Source organism: Acidovorax sp. GW821-FHT09A11 (genome assembly GCF_059418365.1).
On sequence record NZ_JBWKPS010000001.1, the window covers coordinates 726,753 to 746,349 of the forward strand.

Annotated in this window: 17 protein-coding genes; 9 read left to right on the forward strand and 8 right to left on the reverse strand. The window is 68.2% G+C overall.

What is annotated here, in order from left to right; all coding sequences use genetic code 11:
• Positions 1-33: 33 nt before the first annotated feature.
• Positions 34-492, reverse strand: coding sequence for a BON domain-containing protein (locus tag AC07PV_RS03345; protein ID WP_218295153.1), 459 nt, complete (start codon positions 490-492; stop codon positions 34-36).
• Positions 493-644: 152 nt separating this feature from the next.
• Here AC07PV_RS03345 and AC07PV_RS03350 point away from each other — a divergent pair, with 152 nt between their 5' ends.
• From AC07PV_RS03350 to AC07PV_RS03365, 4 genes are all read left to right on the forward strand, one after another.
• Positions 645-2,357 (forward strand): SulP family inorganic anion transporter, encoded by a 1,713-nt coding sequence (locus AC07PV_RS03350; RefSeq protein ID WP_494629384.1) that lies wholly within the window; start codon positions 645-647, stop codon positions 2,355-2,357.
• An 84-nt stretch (positions 2,358-2,441) separates the two neighbouring features.
• The gene (locus AC07PV_RS03355; RefSeq protein WP_218295155.1) at positions 2,442-3,209 is read left to right on the forward strand and encodes a GGDEF domain-containing protein; all 768 of its coding nucleotides are present in this window, start codon (positions 2,442-2,444) and stop codon (positions 3,207-3,209) included.
• Between the two features lie 10 nt (positions 3,210-3,219).
• Entirely contained in the window at positions 3,220-4,077 is an 858-nt protein-coding gene (locus AC07PV_RS03360; protein ID WP_218295156.1) for a MinD/ParA family protein, read from the forward strand.
• Positions 4,078-4,175: 98 nt separating this feature from the next.
• Entirely contained in the window at positions 4,176-4,922 is a 747-nt protein-coding gene (locus AC07PV_RS03365; RefSeq protein ID WP_494629386.1) for a sulfurtransferase, read from the forward strand.
• 117 nt (positions 4,923-5,039) lie between these two features.
• Here the strand turns inward: AC07PV_RS03365 and AC07PV_RS03370 are convergent, their stop codons facing one another.
• The 5 genes from AC07PV_RS03370 to AC07PV_RS03390 all read right to left on the reverse strand — a co-directional run bounded on the left by AC07PV_RS03370 (position 5,040) and on the right by AC07PV_RS03390 (position 8,240).
• Complete coding sequence (locus AC07PV_RS03370) at positions 5,040-5,930, reverse strand: pirin family protein (RefSeq protein ID WP_218338683.1); 891 nt, start codon at positions 5,928-5,930, stop codon at positions 5,040-5,042.
• Positions 5,927-6,334 (reverse strand): OsmC family protein, encoded by a 408-nt coding sequence (locus AC07PV_RS03375; protein ID WP_369642375.1) that lies wholly within the window; start codon positions 6,332-6,334, stop codon positions 5,927-5,929. Before AC07PV_RS03375 ends, AC07PV_RS03370 begins: the two co-directional genes overlap by 4 nt.
• A gap of 51 nt (positions 6,335-6,385) precedes the next feature.
• Positions 6,386-6,940 (reverse strand): flavodoxin family protein, encoded by a 555-nt coding sequence (locus tag AC07PV_RS03380; protein ID WP_218295160.1) that lies wholly within the window; start codon positions 6,938-6,940, stop codon positions 6,386-6,388.
• 138 nt (positions 6,941-7,078) lie between these two features.
• Positions 7,079-7,492: a DoxX family protein gene (locus AC07PV_RS03385; RefSeq protein WP_218295161.1), complete on the reverse strand. Its 414-nt coding sequence runs from the start codon at positions 7,490-7,492 to the stop codon at positions 7,079-7,081.
• 46 nt (positions 7,493-7,538) lie between these two features.
• On the reverse strand, positions 7,539-8,240 hold the full coding sequence (locus AC07PV_RS03390; protein WP_218338685.1) for a pirin family protein: 702 nt from the start codon (positions 8,238-8,240) through the stop codon (positions 7,539-7,541).
• A 105-nt stretch (positions 8,241-8,345) separates the two neighbouring features.
• Here AC07PV_RS03390 and AC07PV_RS03395 point away from each other — a divergent pair, with 105 nt between their 5' ends.
• From AC07PV_RS03395 to AC07PV_RS03415, 5 genes are all read left to right on the forward strand, one after another.
• Positions 8,346-9,284 carry a LysR family transcriptional regulator gene (locus tag AC07PV_RS03395; protein ID WP_218295163.1) on the forward strand — a complete coding sequence of 313 codons (939 nt, stop codon included), beginning with the start codon at positions 8,346-8,348 and terminating at the stop codon, positions 9,282-9,284.
• 118 nt (positions 9,285-9,402) lie between these two features.
• A complete protein-coding gene (locus AC07PV_RS03400) occupies positions 9,403-10,551 on the forward strand; it encodes an NAD(P)/FAD-dependent oxidoreductase (RefSeq protein ID WP_494629388.1) in 1,149 nt (382 codons plus the stop codon).
• A complete protein-coding gene (gene gluQRS / locus AC07PV_RS03405; protein WP_494629389.1) occupies positions 10,548-11,525 on the forward strand; it encodes a tRNA glutamyl-Q(34) synthetase GluQRS in 978 nt (325 codons plus the stop codon). The genes AC07PV_RS03400 and gluQRS overlap by 4 nt, the downstream gene beginning before the upstream one ends.
• Entirely contained in the window at positions 11,522-12,289 is a 768-nt protein-coding gene (gene trmB, locus AC07PV_RS03410; RefSeq protein WP_494629391.1) for a tRNA (guanosine(46)-N7)-methyltransferase TrmB, read from the forward strand. Before gluQRS ends, trmB begins: the two co-directional genes overlap by 4 nt.
• Positions 12,290-12,323: 34 nt before the next feature.
• Positions 12,324-13,376 carry a GGDEF domain-containing protein gene (locus AC07PV_RS03415; protein ID WP_218295166.1) on the forward strand — a complete coding sequence of 351 codons (1,053 nt, stop codon included), beginning with the start codon at positions 12,324-12,326 and terminating at the stop codon, positions 13,374-13,376.
• Positions 13,377-13,469: 93 nt separating this feature from the next.
• Here AC07PV_RS03415 and AC07PV_RS03420 read toward each other — a convergent pair whose 3' ends face one another.
• Together AC07PV_RS03420 and alaS are read right to left on the reverse strand one after the other, a co-directional pair.
• On the reverse strand, positions 13,470-16,448 hold the full coding sequence (locus AC07PV_RS03420) for an HD domain-containing phosphohydrolase (protein WP_494629393.1): 2,979 nt from the start codon (positions 16,446-16,448) through the stop codon (positions 13,470-13,472).
• 98 nt (positions 16,449-16,546) lie between these two features.
• Positions 16,547-19,180 (reverse strand): alanine--tRNA ligase, encoded by a 2,634-nt coding sequence (gene alaS / locus AC07PV_RS03425; RefSeq protein WP_494629394.1) that lies wholly within the window; start codon positions 19,178-19,180, stop codon positions 16,547-16,549.
• Between the last annotated feature and the right edge of the window lie 417 nt (positions 19,181-19,597).

Consider the following 19,597-nt stretch of genomic DNA (forward strand, 5'->3'; position numbering starts at 1 on the left):
GTGCGGCGCGGCTACGGCGCGCTGGCAGGCGAATCAGCTGGCGGTCACGACCAGCTGGTTGTTGACCTCCGTGACGCCCGTAACGCCCTTGGCAATCGTTTCAGCACGGTCGCGGGCGACGGTGGAAGGTGCGGGGCCGTTCAAAGTCACCTTACCGTTCACCGTATCTACATTGATTTTCACCGCGCTCAAATCAGGGTCCTTGGCCAAGCTTGCGTTGACTTGGGCAGTGATAGTGGCGTCATCGATCGCGCCCGCAGCCGAATTGGTAGCCTTCTTGGCAGAAGATTCCGCATTTTGCATGGCGCTTTCAGCTTTCATGCGGGCATCCGCGGCAGCCTGTTCAGTCTTCTCGACCGCGGAGTCCAAGCGTTGGCCCACGGTAGGCTCGTCCTTCTTGCCGCATGCCGACAGGCCCAAGGCCAGGGCGCTCACAGCCAGGATACTGGCAATACGGTGTGCGGGACGCTGGGAAATCATCTGGGTATTCATGCGAAAACTCCTTGCGGTTGAAACATGGGCTCGACTCTAGGCAACCTTGCGCTGGCCCCGGGTCGGACGCCACCGAAGCGCCTGTAGGACGGTGCCGCCAGGCGGCCGCGCAGATGCCAGGGCCACCTCAGGACAGGGGCGACAATGTATGCATGCTTGCTTTCCCCTCCTCGCTGACCCGCTGGCTTCCCTTTCTCTCCTGGCCCCGGCCCGACCGCGCCCTGCTCAAGGGGGAGTTCTGGGCCGGCATGACGGTGGGCCTGATGCTGGTGCCGCAGGGGGTCGCCTATGCGGCCCTGGCCGGCATGCCGCTCGTGACAGGCATTTATGCCTCGCTGATTCCCGCCCTGGTGGCGGTGCTGTTCAGTGCGTCCACCCGTCTGGGCGTGGGTCCCACGGCGCTCACCAGCCTGCTGATCGGCGCTTCGCTCACGGGCCTGGCCGAGCCGGGCAGCGCGCAATGGGTGGCCATGGCGGCATGGATCGCCCTGATGTCCGGACTGCTGCAGCTGGTGATGGGCATCGCGCGTTTTGGCTGGCTTCTGAACCTGGTGACATCCCCCGTGCTCAGTGGCTTCACGCAGGCGGCGGCCCTGTTGATCCTGGGCTCTCAGCTCGCGGCGCTCACGGGCCTGCGGTCGGACTGGGGCGCGCTGCTGTCCACGCCCTCGCCCGGCCTGTTTGACCTCGCCGCGGCCGCTTTTGGCCTGGGAAGCCTGGCATTGCTGACCCTGGCACGCCGCTGGCGGCCCAATTTCCCCGCCGCCATCGTCGTCGTGGGCGCTGCGGGCGCGCTGAGCTGGGCGCTGGGCTATGCGGACGCTGGTGGCGCCGTGGTGGGGGCGCTGCCTTCGGGGCTGCCCGCCCCCTACTGGCCCGGCGCCCTCCCCTGGTCGGGATTCGCCGCCCTGGTGATGCCGGTGCTGGTGGTCACGCTGGTGAGCTTTCTCGAAACCGCGTCCAGCGCCAAGGTGGAAAGCCAGCGCTCGGGCGAGCGCTGGAACGAAAACCAGGATCTGATTGGCCAGGGCCTGGCCAAGATCAGCAGCGGGCTGTGCGGCAGCTTTGCCACCAGCGCCTCGTTCTCGCGGTCGGCCATCAACCTGTACGCGGGCGCAAAAAGCGGCTGGGCCACCGTTTTTGCGATCGCGCTGGTGCTGGTGGTGCTGCTCTGGCTCACGCCGGCGCTCTACCACGTGCCGCAATCGGTGCTCGCGGCCGTGGTGGTGACCGCGGTGACCAGCCTCATCAAGCCTGGCACGCTGCTGCGGCTGTGGCGGGTATCGCGGGTGGAGGCGGTGATCGGCGGCGTCACCTTCGCACTGACGCTCGCCACGGCACCCAGGATGTACTGGGGAGTGCTGGTGGGATTGCTGATGAACCTGAGCCACTTCCTGTACCAGCGGCTGCATCCCCGCATCATCGAGGTGGGCCTGCACCCTGACGGCAGTCTGCGCGACCGGCACTTGTGGCATCTTCCCGCGCTCGCCCCTCGGCTGCTGGCGCTGCGCATGGATGCGGAACTCGATTTCGCCTCCGCCAGCGCGCTGGAGCGCCGCGTCACCGAACACCTGGCGGCCCACCCGGAGGTGGTGCACCTGTGCCTGCTGGCCCAGCCCATCAACCGCATCGACGTGACGGGCGTGGAGACCTTCGCCCACCTGCTGGCCCTGCTGCGGTCCCGCGGCGGCACGCTGCACCTGAGCGGCCTCAAGCTGCCCGTGGAGCGGGTACTGCGCCAGGCGGGCCTGCTGGACGCCGGCGCCGGCCTGGCGATGTACCGCACCGATGCCGACGCCTTGATGGCGCTGCAGCTGCTGCCACCCTCGCCATTGCCCCCTTCTACGGCCCCCGTCCAGGGATAGCTTTGCGGGTTTCACCTAGACACAGGGCTGGCCCTCTTTTTGCTGACGCACTGGTACACTTCATAAACTCTCTTTGCTCCATTTGTGTCTGACTCTGCGGCCTCTTACCTTGTAGATCTGCGCGACCTTCGCCTGGATACTGCACACGCGCTGGTGGCTCAGGCCAGCGGCAGCGAAGCTGCATTGCACCGCGAGGTGCCTTCGCGCTACCTGCAGGGCCTGATCGACGGCCTGTGCGAGCTGTCCCTCAAGGACCCGCTCACCGGCCTGGCCAATCGCCGGCATTTCCGGGCGGTGCTCGAGCGCGAAATCGACCGCGTCACGCGCTCCGGCGAGGCCGCGCTGCTGCTCATGCTCGATATCGACCACTTCAAGAAAGTGAACGACACGCATGGCCATCTGGCCGGCGACATCGTGCTGCAGTCGGTGGCCCGCACGCTCAATGCCTGTGTGCGCCCCATGGACACGCTGGCACGCTATGGCGGCGAAGAGTTCGCGGTGGTGCTGCCCGCATGCCAGGCAGGGTTTGGCCGCGTGGTGGCCGAGCGCATCCGGCGCGCAGTGGCCAACACGCCCATCCGGGTTTCCAGCACGGTGGAGCTCAACGTGTCGGTGAGCATAGGCGGCGCCTTCGCCATGCAGTGGATCCGTTCGACCACGCTGCTGTGGACGGACCGTGCCGACCACCAGCTCTACCAGGCCAAGGCCGAAGGTCGCAACCGCGTCAGCATCGAGGAGCAGCCCGACAGCACGGTCAGTGCCGAAGAGAAAAGCCTGTTGTTCGGACCGCTCTACACCCCCTCGGGCTGGGGCGATCTGCCCCCGCTGGACCCAACAGGCAGCGCCTACTGAAAGTTAGAAGATGAGCGACGCGCTGTCCCCCTCCCCACCCACATCGCCAGCAGTTCCTGCCGGCCCGGCCACGCCCCACGCCCCCGCCCCCGGGGGCGCCCGCATCATTGCGGTCACGAGCGGCAAGGGCGGGGTGGGCAAGACCTTTGTTTCTGCCAACCTGGCCGCCGCCCTGACCCGCCGCGGCCAGCGTGTGCTGGTGCTCGATGCCGACCTGGGCCTGGCCAACCTCGACGTGGTGCTGAACCTGCACCCGAAAATCACGCTGCACGATGTCTTCACCGGCAAGGCCACGCTGGACGAAGCCGTGATCCAGGCGCCCGGCGGCTTCAACGTTCTGCTGGCGGGATCGGGGATGGTCGAGTATTCGCGCCTGACGCCCGAGGTGCGCAACCAGTTCCTGAGCGTGATCCAGGCGCTCACGCCCCAGTACGACGTGGTGCTGCTCGACACCGGCGCCGGGATCTCCGACGTGGTGCTGTTCTCCATTTCGCTCGCCTCCGAGGTGCTGATCGTGGCAACGCCCGAACCCACCTCGCTGACCGACGCCTATGCGGCCATCAAGGTGCTGGCCATGCAGCAAAAGCGCCAGCACGTGCGCATGGTCATCAACCAGGCCGCGCGCCCGGGCGATGGCCGTGCCATCACCAGCCAGCTGCAACAGGTGCTGGACCGCTTTGTGAGCACCGAGTCGGGCCGCCCCATGCGCCTCATCCACATGGGCGACATCCCGGCCGACCCTTCCGTGCGCGACGCCGTGATGCGCCGCCAGCTGCTGTTGCTGCAGACCCCGGGCTGCCCCGCGGCCCTGGCCATTGCCCAGCTGGCCAACAAGATCGAAACCACGCTGCTGACGCCCGCCCCCTGAGCACCCCGCGGGCTGCTGCGGGCCCCGGGCTGCACGGCGGCGGCCCGCGCGGAAGGCGAAGCACAGCGGCCCCATTGCGCTGCCTTGCCGTGAATCCCATGGACAACATCCTCAATATCTCCTGCTACAAGTTCGTGCCCCTGCCCGACGCGGCGGCGCTGCGCGACCTGCTGCAAGCGCGCGCCACCGCGGCGGACCTCAAGGGCACCATCCTGCTGGCAGGCGAAGGCATCAACTTCTTCCTGGCGGGGCCCGCGGACGCGGTGCGCGGGTTCGTGGATGCGCTGCGCACCGATGCGCGCTTCGCCGACCTCGACCCCAAGGAAAGCTGGTCGGCCACGGTGCCGTTTCGCAAGATGCTGGTGAAAGTCAAGCGCGAGATCATCCGCATGGACCATCCCGCCATCCATCCCGCGGAGGGCCGCGCGCCCTCCGTGGCCCCGGCCACGCTGCGCCGCTGGCTGGAGCAGGGACACGACGACGAGGGCCGCGAAGTGGTCACGCTCGACACGCGCAATGCCTTCGAGGTGGACCACGGCACCTTCGACAACGCGATTGACTGGCGCATCGGCAAGTTCACCGAATTTCCCCCCGCCCTGCGCGCGCACAAGGATGCGCTGCAGGACAAGACCGTGGTGAGCTTCTGCACGGGCGGCATCCGCTGCGAGAAGGCAGCCATCCTCATGCGCGAGGAAGGCCTCTCCCATGTCTATCAGCTCGAAGGCGGCATCCTCAAGTATTTCGAGTTGACCGATGGCGCCCACTACCGCGGTGGCTGCTTTGTGTTCGACGAACGCGCGGTGCTGGCCAGCGACCTGTCGGCGGCCGAAGAATCAAAAAAGTGAGCAACCAGCGCTTGCTGGACAAGCGCGGGCACCCTGTTTGACTTGAAAATTCAGCAAGCAGCCATGCGGGGCCACCGCCTCGCATGAACGGGCAGGGGCCTTCGCCAAGGTGGCTGCCTACTTGATGAAGCGGCGCTCGGGCAGCGGTATCCACTCCACCTCGCCGGGCACCTGGCCCAGGGCCTGCGCATCCCAGTCGTCCGCCGCCTGCACGATGCGCTCCTTGCGGCTGGAGACGAAGTTCCACCACATGTGGCGCGGCGCATCGAGGGCATCGCCGCCGATCACCATGAGGCGCGCAGCGGCCTCGCCGGGCACGGACAGGCGCATGCCCTGGCCCGGCTCCACCACGGCGAGCAGTTGCGCACCCAGGGCTTCGCCATCGAGCTGCACGGGGTTGTCCACCGTGTACACCGCCATCTCCTGGGCCAGCGCCGGGATTTCCAGCGTGGCGCCCCCGGGCAGCTGCACGTCGAGATACAGCGTGGGGGAATAGGTCGCCACCGGGGAGGTCTGCCCAAACGCGGTGCCGATGAGCACGCGCACCGTCGCGTCCCCCACGCGCACCTCGGGGATGGTGGCCGCCGGCGTGTGCACGAACGACGGCTCCGCCTCCTCGTGCGCCGTGGGCAGGGCCGCCCACAACTGGATGCCGTGGTTCACGTAGGCCGTGTCCGCCAGGCTTTCCGGGCGCCGCTCGGAATGCACGATGCCCCGGCCGGCCGTCATCCAGTTGATGGCGCCAGGCTCGATCTGCTGCACGTATCCCAGGCTGTCGCGGTGCATGATGGCGCCGGAAAACAGATAGGTCACGGTGGCCAGCCCGATGTGCGGATGGGGACGCACGTCGTGGCTGTCTCCCGGCACCACGGTCACGGGGCCGAAGTGGTCGAAGAACAGGAACGGCCCGACCGCCTGGCGCTGCACGGCGGGCAGCAGGCGGCGCACGGTGAAGCCGCCGCCCAGGTCCTTGGCGTGGCCCTTGAGTTGCAGGATCGGCCCGCTCATGGCATGCGCTCCGCCGAGGTGCTGATCTCCGTCGTCACGGTGGTCATGAGCTTGTGCACCGGGCATTTCTGCGCAACGGTTTCCAGCTCGCTGATCTGTGCGTCGGTCAGGTCGCCGCTGATCTGCAGCCGTGCCGAAAGGCGGTAGGTGCCGGCACGCTCGGCCGAGGCGTCGCGTTCGATCACGGTGTGCACGTCCTGCACGGGCAAGCCCTTGCGGCGCGCGTACCACAGCACGGTGAGCGCCTTGCAGGCGCCCAGCGCCGCGTCGTACAGGTCATGCGGGTTCGGGCCGCTGTCGGCGCCGCCCTCCTGCACGGTGCCGTCGGCCACGAATTCGTGGCCGCGGATGTGCACGGCCTGGGCCATCGGCGCACCGGGGATGCGCCGCAGTTCGATGGTCATGGGAGCTTCTCCTTTGTTCTCGTGCGGGCCACTGTAGCGTGAAGCGCGCGCTCAGCGGGCCCAGCGCAGGGCCGCGGCCGCCACGCGTTCGCCGAACTGGCGGCCGGTCGCCAGGTCGCCCGGGAACATCTCGGCGGCCGAGGCGTCCGATGGCGACTGCGCCATGGCGCCGCTGAAGGAGCCGATCCAGTTCACGTCCTGGCGCGTGGCGGCCTTGGAGTTGGCAGGCATCATGCCGTTGCCCACCCACAGGCCGCCATGCTGCATGGCCAGGTGGAACAGGTAGTCCAGCGTGACCTGCTTGTCGCCGTTGGTGCTGGCGCTGTTGGTGAAGCCGGCGAAGAGCTTGTCCTTCCACGCCTGGCTGAACCAGGGCTTGGACGAGGCATCGGCGAATTTCTTGAACTGCCAGCTCGGCCCCGCCATGTAGGTGGGCGAACCGAAAATGATGGCGCTGGCGCCGGCCAGCGTGTCCCAGCCTCCCTCGGGCAGGTTGCCGTCCGCATCGATCGCGACAAGCTCGGCGCCCGCGCCTTCGGCCACGGCCTGGGCCAGGCGCTGGGTGTGGCCGTAGCCCGAATGGTAAACAACGGCGATGTGTGCCATGAAGAAACTCCTGATGGGGAAGCAAGCAGTGAATGAAAACAGGTGGAGATCAGAAAAACAGGCGCGGCGCAAGGGCGTGCATGGGCTGCGCTGCCCGCGCACGCCGCCACCGTAGCGGCCCGGCCCCGTCAGCGCAGTTCAGCGCGCACCGCGCCGGGCGTCCAGGCTCCAGCCGCCCGCGCCAAACGCGACGAGGGCCAGCAGGCCGCCGCTGATGGCGACGTTCTTGAAGAACATGAGCTGCTGCATCATCTGCTTGTCGGCGGGCAGGCTCCAGTACGCGTGGAAGAAAAAGCTGGCCACCAGCGTGAAGAGCGCCAGCGCGAGGGCCGCAAAGCGCGTGCCAAGGCCGAAGATGAGCGCCAGGCTGCCCAGCACCTCGACGGCCGCGGCCACGGCGGCAGCGACGGTCGGCATGGGCAGCCCCACCGAACCGATGTAGCCCACGGTACCGGCAAAGCCGGTGATCTTGCCGATGCCCGCGGGCAGGAACAGGGCCGCCAGCAGCAGGCGGGACGCCAGGGCCAGGGGATTTTGCAGGGATGTGAACATGGTGAACTCCTGGAGAAGTGGTTGCGAAAAGAACGTCAGGTAACTATCAGGCGGCCAGATCAAACACCAGCACCTCGGCATCGTGGCCATGGGTCAACGACAAGGCGGTTTCGTTCTCGATCAGCGCGGCGTCGCCGCCCGACAGAGCATTTCCATTCACCGTGAGCCCGCCACGCACAAGGTGCACGTAGGCCTTGCGCGCCGGGTTCAGGGCCAGTGTGACGGCCTCGCCGGCATTGAGCAAGCCGGCGTACAGGGACGCGTCGGCGTGGATCGTGACCGAGCCGTGCGCGCCGTCGGGCGAGGCCACCAGGCACAACGCGCCCCGCTTGCTCGCCTCGGCAAAGGTCTTTTGCTCATAGCTTGGCGGGATGCCGCGCACGTTCGGCTCGATCCATATCTGCAGGAAGTGCGTCGTCTGTCCCGGCGCATGGTTGAACTCGCTGTGCATCACGCCCGAACCCGCGCTCATGCGCTGCACGTCGCCCGGCGGAATGCCCAGGATGTTGCCCATGCTGTCCTTGTGGGCCAGTTCGCCCGACAGCACGTAGCTGATGATTTCCATGTCCCGGTGGCCGTGCGTGCCGAACCCCGTGCCCGGCGCAATGCGGTCTTCGTTGATGACACGCAGGTTGCCAAAGCCCATGTGGGCCGGATCGTAGTAGCCGGCGAACGAGAAGCTGTGAAACGAATGGAGCCACCCATGGTCGGCATGGCCCCGGTCTTGTGATTTGCGAACAGTCAGCATGGCGCGTGCTCCTTTCAAGCCCCCACTGTAGAACCCGGGTCCAGCACGCAGGGGCTGCCAGATTGATGGAACCGTTCAAATAATCTGAATTAACATGGCGCCACCATGCAAAATGCCCGTGATGTCCTGACCCCTGACGCATTGACCATGCTGCAGGTGATCGCCGAGGCGGGCAGTTTCGCCGCCGCCGCCCGGCAGCTCGGCCTGGTGCCCAGCGCCCTCACCTACCGCGTGCGCCAGATCGAGGACGCGCTGGATGTGCTGCTGTTCGACCGCAGCGCCCGGCAGGCCAAGCCCACAGAGGCGGGCGTCGAACTGCTGCGCGAAGGCGCACGCCTGCTGCAGGACATCGATGCCGTGGCCCACCGGGTGCGCCGCGTGGCCACCGGCTGGGAGCCGCAGCTCACCATTTCGGTCGATGGCGCGATCTCGCCGCACACCATGCTGGAGCTGGTGGATGCGTTCTACGCCATGGCCCCGCCCACCCGGCTGAAACTGCGCGACGGCATCATGACCGGCACCCTGGAGGCCCTGACCTCGGGCCGGGCCGACCTGGCCATCGGCGTGTCGGTCGCCGGCGCCAACGTGGCCGGCCTGCAGCAGGCGCCCCTGGGGGACCTGCTGTTCATCTACGTGGTGGCGCCGCACCACCCGCTGGCCTCCGCGCCCGAGCCCATCACCGACGCCATGCTGCTGCAGCACCGCGCCGTGGCGGTGGCCGATTCGGCCACGCGCGGCGGCGCCACCATGGGCCTGCTGGGCGGGCAGGACGTGCTCACCGTGGACACCATGCAGGCCAAGGTGCGCGTGCAGCTGCGCGGCCTGGGCGGCGGCTTCCTGCCCGAACCCATGGTGCGCCCGTACCTCGAGGCCGGCAGGCTGGTGGCGCGCCGCGTGGCGCGCCCCGAACGCAACGTCCGCGTGCACTACGCCTGGGGCGGCCCGGGCTTCACGGCCCCCGGCCGCGCGCTCCAATGGTGGCTCCATCAGCTGCAAAGCCCCGCCACCCGCCGCGCTCTGCTGGAAAACCACCATCATTTCTGATCCGGCGCACACGCCCACGCGCCGCAGCGCGTGTAGAGTGGTTCCTGTTGCATGGCATTTGCGCTGACGCGCGCAGGGCCGTGTATTTCACCTGCCGACCGTCATCGAAAGGCCTTCCATGAGCAACCCCGTTCCACGCCCCGCCAAACGGCACCGACGCACCGCAGCCTTCGGGCCATCCGCCTCCGTGCCGGCCACGGACGCGGCGCCCACCACGTATTCGGGGGCCGCGCAGCGGCACTTCGCCATCATCGGCGCCGGCATGGCGGGCATTGCCTGCGCCCGCACGCTGGTGCAGGCAGGGCACCGCGTGACGGTGTTCGAGAAATCGGCGCAGGCCGGTGGCCGCACCGCCACCATCGACAGCCCGTTCGGCAACTTTGACGCGGGCGCGCAGTACTTCACCGTGCGCGATCCGCGCTTCGCGCGCGCCATCGACACCGTGCCCGGCATCTGCAAGCGCTGGAGCGCCAATTCCGTGCAGGTGCTCGACGCCACCGGCCGCGTGGCCGCCGCCGGCCTGCCCCATCGCGAGGCGCACTGGGTGGCCAGCCCGGGCATGCAGTCGCTGGTGGCCACCTGGGCCGAGCCGCTGCGCCAGGCAGGCCAGCTGGTCACCGGCACGCGCGTGGTCCGCATCGAACGCGACTCCGTGAATGCCCCCGGCTGGCAGCTTCGCACCGAAGGCCCGGGCGGCACCCAGCGCGTCTACGCGGGTTTTGACGCCGTGCTGCTCGCGCAGCCGTCGGTGCCCGCCCAGGCGCTCCTGGCCAGCTCGGCGCTGGACACGCCGCTCACCGAAGCGCTTTCCACCGTCGCCATCGCCCCCTGCTGGACGCTCATGCTGGCCTACCCCCAGGCCGTGCGCCCCGGGCTCACCACGCTGGGCCCGCAATGGAACGCAGCGCGCAGCACCCACCACCGGATTGCCTGGCTGGCGCGCGAATCGTCCAAGCCCGGCCGCAACGTGATCGAGCGCTGGACGGTCCAGGCCAGCCCGGCCTGGTCCGCCGAGCACCTGGAAGACGACGAAGGCCGCGTGCAAGCCAAGCTCATCAAGGCGTTCGCCGAGGTCACCGGCATCCGGGCCGAACCCGCCCATGCCGACACGCGCCGCTGGCGCTACGCGCAAACCACGCACCCGCTGGGCCGCAGCCACCTGTGGGACGCGGGCATGGGCCTGGGCGCCTGCGGCGACTGGTGCCTGGGCCACCGGGTGGAGGATGCCTTCGTGTCGGGCCTGGAGCTGGCACTCGCGGTGGCATGACGGCGGGCGTGGCCGCGGGGCCCCGCTACACCGGCCGGTTCGCGCCCTCTCCCACGGGCCCGCTGCACGCGGGCTCGCTGGTGGCCGCACTGGCCAGCTGGCTCGACGCCCAGGCCCACGAGGGGCGCTGGCTGGTGCGCATCGAGGACGTGGACACGCCACGCTGCGTGGACGGCGCCGGTGAGTTCATCCTGCGGCAGCTGGCCACCTGCGGCCTGGTGCCCGATGCGCCGCCAGTCTGGCAATCCACCCGCGGCGCGCTGTACCAGCGGGCGCTGGACCAGTTGATCGCGCAGCACCATGCCTACCCCTGCGCCTGCTCGCGCAAGGACATCGAAGAAGCCCAGGCGGCCCTGGGCCATGCACGCGAGCGGCATGCGGCACTCCCCTACCCCGGCACCTGCCGCCACGGCCTGCACGGGCGCACCGGCCGCTCCTGGCGCTTCAATGCCACAGAGTTTCAGCCAGATCAGGCCCTGGCGCATACGGATCAATCGCGAGCAGCTACATATTCGATAGCATCGGGCATCCTCGACTGGCAGGACCGCCGCCTGGGCACACAGCGGCAGGACGTTGCCCATGCCGTGGGCGACTTCGTGCTGCGCCGGGCCGACGGGCTCTGGGCCTACCAGCTCGCGGTCGTCGTGGACGATGCGGACCAGGGCATGACCCATGTCGTGCGCGGCGAGGACCTGGCCGACAACACGCCCCGGCAGATCCTGCTGCAGCAGGCCCTGGGCGTGCCCACGCCCCGCTACCTGCACACGCCGCTGGTGTGCGGCGAGAACGGCGAAAAGCTGTCCAAGCAGAACGGGGCCCGGGCGCTGGAGCTGGCCGCCCCCCTGCAGGCACTGGCCGGGGCCGCGCAGGTGCTGGGCCTGCCGCCGCTGACAGATCCGAACACCCGTTGCATCTCGGATGCGCTGACCCTCTGGGTGGCAGCGTGGCGACGAAACTACAATGTCGCACCGTGACCGAACTGACCCACAACGCCTCCACCCCCGCCGCCGCGCCAGCCGCGCCCTCTGCGGCCTCCACGACAACTGGTGGAGCCCCCGCCGGCGTGAGCCATCCCAAGACCATCAAGAGCTTCGTGCGCCGCGCCGGCCGCACCACGACGGGCCAGGCCAAGGCCTTTGAAGACCTGGGGCCCCGCTTCATCCTGCCCTATGCGCCCGCGCCGCTGGATGCCCCCGCGGCCTTTGGCCGCACGGCCCCGCTGGTGCTGGAGATCGGATTCGGCATGGGCGAGGCCACGGCCCATATCGCCGGGGTCCGCCCGGACGACAACTTCCTGTGCTGCGAAGTGCACGAACCCGGCGTGGGCGCCCTGCTCAAGCGCATCGGCGAGCAGGGGCTGACCAACATCCGCATCCTGCAGCACGATGCCGTGGAGGTGATCGACCACATGCTGCCCGAAGGCAGCCTGGATGGCGTGCACATCTTCTTCCCCGACCCCTGGCACAAGAAGAAACACAACAAGCGCCGCCTGATCCAGGCGCCCCTGGTGGCCAAGCTGGCCGCGCGGCTGAAGCCCGGCGGCTACCTGCATTGCGCCACGGACTGGCAGCCCTATGCCGAGCAGATGCTGCAGGTACTGGCCGCCGAGCCCCGGCTCCAGAACACCGCCCCGGGCTTCGCCCCGCAACCCGGCTACCGGCCCCTCACCAAGTTCGAGAACCGCGGCCTGCGGCTGGGGCACGGTGTGTGGGATGTTGTGTTCGTGCGACGCCATTGACAACATGACCGCGCCGGCCCACCGTACACCACCCATGAAGCCCATTCTTCAGAACCTGGTTGAGATGACCGGCCACCGCGACCACCTGCGGCTGGAGGTGTCGGTGCTGTCCACGCTGCAAAAGCTCAGCGGCATCGTTGAAGTCAGGGCCCTGGAGCTGTTCACGCATGCCGGCGTGCCCCACGTGCGTCCACGCACCTGGGTGGAAGAGGGGCACCTGGTGTCCACCGACTCGGAAGCCGCCGCAGACCCCCGGCGGGAAACGCTGGACCAGTATCCCGCCCTGCGCGAATGCGTCGCGAGCCACGGCGACAGCGCGCTGGCCTCGCCGCGCAAGGGCCGCCATGTGCTCTGGCTGCCGGTGTGGATGCACGACAAGGTCAACACCTGCCTGGAAATCACGCACTCCCGCCCGTTCTCGGCGCACAAGCTCGAAGTGCTCAAGGGCGTGTTCCAGGTCTACCAGAACTACCAGAGCCTGCTCGACTACAGCGAACGCGACGCGCTCACGGGCCTGTTCAACCGCAAGACCTTCGACGAACAGTTCTCGCGCCACGCCGTGAGCGGGCTGGCCAGCAGCCGTTCGGGGCCCCTGACCGAATCGTTCCCGCCTGAAGAAGGCTCATTGCCCGGCGAACCGGTGCAGCAGTGGCTGGCCGTGGTGGACATCGACCATTTCAAGCTGGTGAACGACCGCTTCGGCCACCTGTATGGCGACGAGGTGCTGATCCTCATTGCCAACATCCTGCGCAGCTCGTTCCGCAGCCATGACCGCATCTTCCGTTTTGGTGGCGAAGAGTTCGTGGTGCTGCTGCGCTCCACCACATTGAGCACGGCCCACCGGGTCTTCAACCGCTTTCGCCTGGCGGTGCAGGAGTACCCTTTTCCCCAGGTGGGCCAGGTCACCGTGAGCCTGGGCTTCGTGAGCACGGCCCGGGGCTCGCCGGTGGAAATACTGGGCCAGGCCGACCAGGCGCTTTACTACGCCAAGGAACATGGCCGCAACCAGGTCTGCTTCTACGATGAACTGGTGGCCACCGGCCATCTGTCCGCCAAGGTCGCCAACGACGACGTCGAGCTGTTCTAGCAAGCGGCCGGCTGTCTCGCGCGGCGTTCCCCGGCGGCAGCCATCGCGCCGCAGCCGCTCGAAGGAGGCAGCGCCCGTACCCGGCGCGCGCCGTCAGTCCAGCGACGCCACGAGGGCCGGCACATCCACCGCATCGCGCTGCGCGGCAGGCAGGAAGCGCTCGGCGTAGTCCAGCCACACCCCGCTGGACAGGAAGAAGCGGAACACCTCGGCATCGATATGGCGGTCACGCACCATGTGGGCCATGATCCGGAGCGATTCGGACAAGGTCTTGGGGGCCTTATAGGGACGGTCCGCCGCCGTCAGCGCCTCGAAGATGTCGGCCAGCGTCATCACGCGGTCCGCCAGTGTCAGCTGCGCCGCCTTGAGGCGCCGCGGGTACCCGGTGCCATCGAGCTTTTCATGGTGCGAGCCCGCGATGGACGGCACACGCGCCAGGTGCGGCGGAAACGGCAGGCCGCTGAGCATGACGATGGTCTGCACGATATGGTCGTTGATCTTGAAGCGGTCTTCCGCGGTCAGGGTTCCGCGCCGTATCGACAGGTTGTGCAACTCGCCCAGATGCGCCTCCTGGGACGGCAGCGCCATGTCGAAGCCCCATTTGTTGGCCGGGTTGCCCGCCTCCACCGGCGGGCGCCGGGAACCCCAGGGCACGATGTGCTCGGCCCGGTCGGCCAGCAGGGGCTCGTTGGCGGGCAGGGGGCGCACCGGCACGTCCGCCAGGCGCCCCATCTCCGCCATCGACAGGCCCAGCCGGTCGTCGAAATGCCGCTGCCACACCTGGCGGGCAATCCCGGCGAGCCGCTGCACGTCCGCATCGGGCATGAATTCGCCCCCTACGTTGCATCGCGCCACGAAGGCGAACTCTTCCTGCAGCCGGTCGCGCCGCTGCAGCAGCTCGCGCTGCAGGCGCACCGGGTCCACGCCGGAGACATGCTGCTTCCAGTAGTCCAGCTCGGCATCGCGCCACAGCACCTCGAAGCGCATGCGCACCTCGTGGATGCGGTTGTACAGCGCCTCCAGCTTGGTGGCCTTGTCGATGATGTGCTCGGGGCTGGTGACCTTGCCGCAGTCGTGCAGCCAGGCGCCCAGACGGAACTCGTAGCGTTCGGCATCGGTCATCGCCACCTGCGCGAAAGGCCCCTCCTTCGCCTCGCACATGCGCTGCATGAGGGATTCGGCCAATTGCGGCACACGCTCGCAGTGGCCCCCCGTGTAGGGGCTTTTCGCATCGATGGCATCGGCCAGCAGGCGGATGACGGCGTCGAACAGCTTCTTTTGCCCCTCGATCAGGCCGCGCGTTTCAATCGCCACCGACAAGGTGCCGGACAGCTTCTCGACAAACGCCCGGAAATGGACATCCTCCTGCCGCGGGTCCGACAGGTAGCGCAGCACCAGCAGGCCCAGGGGTTGCCCATCGCGCGTGCGCAACTGCACGCGCAGCACGCGCTGGGGCATGGCGTCCCCATCGCCCTCCTCCTGGTCGCCGGGCTGCGGCTCGGCATGGTTGATGAAATGCACCATGGGCAGGTGCTCCGGGTACCGTGGCTGGTGCTCGGGGTCTTCGCAGTACCGCGCCGTGCGCAGCAGCCCCGCCCGCTGCTCCTCCACCAGGTACACCGCCCCGCCCGTGCAGCTGGTCGCACGCACCAGTTCGTAGAGCACGCTGGACAGCATGAGCTCCATGCGTGACTCGGCACTGATGTGGTGGGTGATGTGCAGAAACTCCTGGATGGTGTCCGACATGCGGTCCATCACCTGGCCCAGTTCGCGCACCTCGCGCACGGGCGACAGGCGGTGCGCCGGCCGCCGGAAATCGAACCGCGCCAGCGCCTGCGCCTGGGTGGCCAGCCCCGAAAGGCTGCGCCCCACGCGCCGCCCGGCCATCCATCCCACGGGCAGCATCAGCACGATGAGCCCCAGGGACAGCCATACCTGGCGCCACAGGTTCTGATTCACATCCGCAAGCAGTTCGGCGGTGGGGATCGCCATCAGGATGTGCAGCCCCTGCCAGCGCTGCGATTTCAGGGGCAGCACCGTGGCGAGCCACTCCTCGCCATCGGCCATGAAGCGGCGCGACGGCCCCTTCGCCGCCCCCCCGCCGCCCAGGGCCTGCAGGCTGGGCACACCCAGCTCCTTCAGCGTGCGCAGCTTGAGGCTGGTCTCCCCACCCTCGCGCAGCAGCACGCGCGACATGTCCGGATACGCCAGCACGCGCTGGGCCGGGTCCACCACGGCGATCTCGGTGCGGGGCATCAGCCGCAGGCTGCCAATCTCCCGCCCGAGGTCGGTGAGCGCCACGTCCAGGCCGATCACGGCGCGCCCGTCCTCGCTGGGCTGGCTCAGCGTGACCCCCACCTCCTGCGTGGTGAAGAACACATAGGGCGCGGTCAGTATCTGCGTGTTCTTGTCTGCCGCTTCGGCGTACCAGGGGCGCGAGCGGGGATCGTAGAGGTAGCCAGGGCGCACGGAGGATTCGAGCAGGCGCAGCTGCGCGTCGTAGTAGCTCCAGCGCCCCACCAGGCCTGTGGTGCCGCGCTCGCGGGCCATCGACTGGAGCAGGAACGCGGCCTGCGCTGGCGCGTCCAGCCGCGTGCGCAGTTGCGCATCGCGCAGCGGCCGCACCAGCAGGAACTGCCCGTCGGCATATCCGATGAAAACCGCCGACAGCAAGGGATTTTGCTCCAGCAGGCGTGCAAACACCGGCAGGCGGCGCAGCCGGGCCTGCAGGCTGGTCGCCGAGGCAATGGGATCGAACGCGAGCAGCCGGATCGTGGCATCGGCGGGGTCCACGATGTGGTGCACCCTTTCGCTGATCAGCTGGCTGATGTGCCGGGCGCTGTCGTCCGAGGCCGCGATGATCGCCTCCCGCGCGCTGGTACCCACCTGGTAGACCAGCACCACCGTGAGCAGCAGCATGGCGGACACCACCACCGAGGCGATCACCACCTCGAACGGAACGGTGATGCGCCGCCACCAGGGCAGTCCGTCAGCCCCCGGGGCTGAGGAGGGGCTGGAGCGGGCGCCATGGCCTGGCACGGGCTCTGGCGGGCTTTCGCGCAGGGTGTCCATGCGCACCAATGTAGGGGGAAAGGCGGTGGCCCGTCATCCCCTATTTCGCCGCTCGGCGGTGGCCGCCCGGACCACCGCTCCGCAGGGCGTCCAGGTCCTCAGATTTTCTGGGCCACCCAGCCGGCCACCGACGCGAGCGCCGCGGGCAGGCTGGAGGCATCGGTGCCGCCCGCCATGGCCATGTCGGGCTTGCCGCCGCCCTTGCCGCCCACTTGCTGGGCCACGAAGTTGACCAGCTCGCCCGCCTTCAGGCGGCCCACGCTGTCGGCCGTGACGCCGGCGGCGATCTGCACCTTGTCGCCATCGACGGCGGCCAGCACGATCGCGGCGGTCTTGAGCTTGTCCTTGAGCTTGTCCATGGTGTCGCGCAGGGTCTTGGCGTCGGCGCCGGGCAAGGCAGCGGCCAGTACCTTGAGGCCCTTCACATCGACGGCCTGGTTCACCAGCTCGTCGCCTTGGCTGGACGCCAGCTTGCCCTTGAGCGCCGCCACTTCCTTCTCCAGCGCGCGCGCGTTGTCGAGTGCCTGGGCGATCCGGCCATTGAGTTCGCTCACGGGGGCCTTCAGCGTACCGGCGGCCTGGGTCACGGTGTCTTCAAGCTGCTGCAGGTAGGCGAGCGCGTTGGCGCCGGTCACGGCTTCGATACGGCGCACGCCCGCTGCCACGCCGCCTTCGGCGACCACCTTGAACAGGCCGATGTCGCCGGTGCGCTGCACGTGCGTGCCGCCGCACAGTTCGCGGCTGGTGCCGATGTCCAGCACGCGCACGGTTTCACCGTATTTCTCGCCGAACAGCATCACGGCACCGGTCTTCTGGGCCGACTCGATGTCCATCACGCGGGCCTGCGTGGGCTGGTTGGCCAGGATTTCCTCGTTCACGCGGCGCTCCACCTCGCGGATTTCCGCTGCGGTGACGGCGCCGTTGTGCGTGAAGTCGAAGCGGGTGCGGTCGGCATTGACCAGGCTGCCCTTTTGCTGCACGTGGCCGCCCAGCACTTCGCGCAGGGCCTTGTGCATGATGTGCGTCACCGAGTGGTTGCGCACCGTGGCCGCACGCACGGCCGTGTTCACCTGGGCCTGCACGGTGTCGCCCACGTTCAGGGTGCCCTCTTCGAGCGTGCCGTGGTGGCCATACACGTCGGCCTTGATCTTGAGCGTGTCGCCCACCGCGAAGCGGGCCGAGCCACTGGTGATGACGCCTTCGTCGCCCACCTGGCCGCCGCTTTCGGCATAGAACGGGGTAGTGTCGAGCACCACCACGCCGTTTTGACCACTCTTCAGGGCGGCAGCGCTTGTCCCGTCCACGTAGATAGCTACGATCTTTGCAGTTTCCGCCAGGTGTTCGTAGCCGGTGAACTGGTTGGCCGCGCCGGTGTACTCCAGCGCCTTGTCCATCTTGAACTTGCCAGCGGCGCGGGCCTGGGCCTTCTGTTTTTCCATGGCGACCTTGAAGCCGGCCTCGTCCACCTCGACGTCGCGCTCGCGGCACACGTCGTTGGTCAGGTCCAGCGGGAAGCCGTAGGTGTCGTGCAGCTTGAAGGCCACGTCGCCGGGCAGCACCTTGGCGCCACCGCCCAGGGCTGCGTCCAGAATCTCCATGCCATTGGCCAGGGTCTCGAAGAAGCGCTCTTCCTCGGCCTTGAGCACGTCGGTGATGCGCTGCTCCTGCTCGCGCAGCTTGGGGTAGGCGTCGCCCATCAGGCGCACCAGCTCGCCCACCAGCTTGTGGAAAAACGGCGTCTTCTTGCCCAGCTTGTAGCCGTGGCGGATGGCGCGGCGCACGATGCGGCGCTGCACGTAGCCGCGGCCTTCGTTGCTGGGGATCACGCCGTCGCTCACCAGGAAGGCGGTGGCGCGGATGTGGTCGGCGATCACGCGCAGGCTCTTGTTGTTCAGGTCGGCCACGCCGGTCTCGCGGCCGGCGGCCTTGATCAGCGCGTCGAACAGGTCGATCTCGTAGTTGCTGTGCACGTGCTGCAGGATCGCGGCCAGGCGCTCCAGGCCCATGCCCGTGTCCACGCAGGGCGCGGGCAGCGGCGTGACCGAGCCGTCTTCGGCCATGTCGAACTGCATGAACACGTTGTTCCAGATCTCGATGAAACGGTCGCCGTCTTCATCGGGGCTGCCGGGGGGGCCGCCGGGAATGTGGTCGCCGTGGTCGTAGAAAATCTCGCTGCAGGGGCCGCAGGGGCCGGTGTCGGCCATCATCCAGAAGTTGTCGGACTTGTAGCGGCCGCCCTTGTTGTCGCCGATGCGGATCACGCGCTCTGGCGGCAGGCCGATTTCCTTGGTCCAGATGTCGTAGGCTTCGTCGTCCTCTTCGTACACGGTGGCCAGCAGGCGCTCGGGCGGCAGCTTGTACACGGTGGTGAGAAGTTCCCAGGCCCATTTCAGCGACTCGCGCTTGAAGTAGTCGCCAAAGCTCCAGTTGCCCAGCATCTCGAAGAAGGTGTGGTGGCGCGCGGTGTAGCCCACGTTCTCCAGGTCATTGTGCTTGCCGCCGGCGCGCAGGCAGGCCTGCACCGACACGGCGCGGTTGTAGGGGCGCTTGTCGGTGCCCAGGAACACGTCCTTGAACTGCACCATGCCGGAGTTGGTGAACATCAGCGTGGGGTCGTTGCCCGGCACCAGCGAGCTCGAGGCCACGATGGTGTGGCCCTTGGAGGCAAAGAAATCCAGGAAGGACTTGCGGATGTCGGCAACCGAGAACGAAGGCGTGGTGTTGTGGGTCATGTGCGAAAAGGGGCAACAGGCCTGGATCAGTGAGGGGCCTCGCGCACGCGGCGCGGCCACCCGGTTTATGGGGAGAACCACGGATTCTATCGAGACGGCGGCCTGAACCGGCCTCCGGCCCTGGAGGCCCCTTCATTCAATGCCGCCCGGGCACGGGCGGCCTGCCGATAGGTCAACCGGGCAACCGGGTGCGGGGACACCTCGGCCAGGCCCGGGCCCTGGGCGCACCTGCGCCGGGCATGCATCCACCCCGCGCACTGCGCTGGGGCCGCCCGCGCCCCGCTGCGGGGCATGCCGGCGCCCGGGACACCCGCTTTGGGACCATCCAAGCGCAAATCCGGCTGGCACGCAAGATGCTAAATACCCTGACAAGATATTTTAAATATCTTCTTAATATATTTACAGCAACGCTACTTC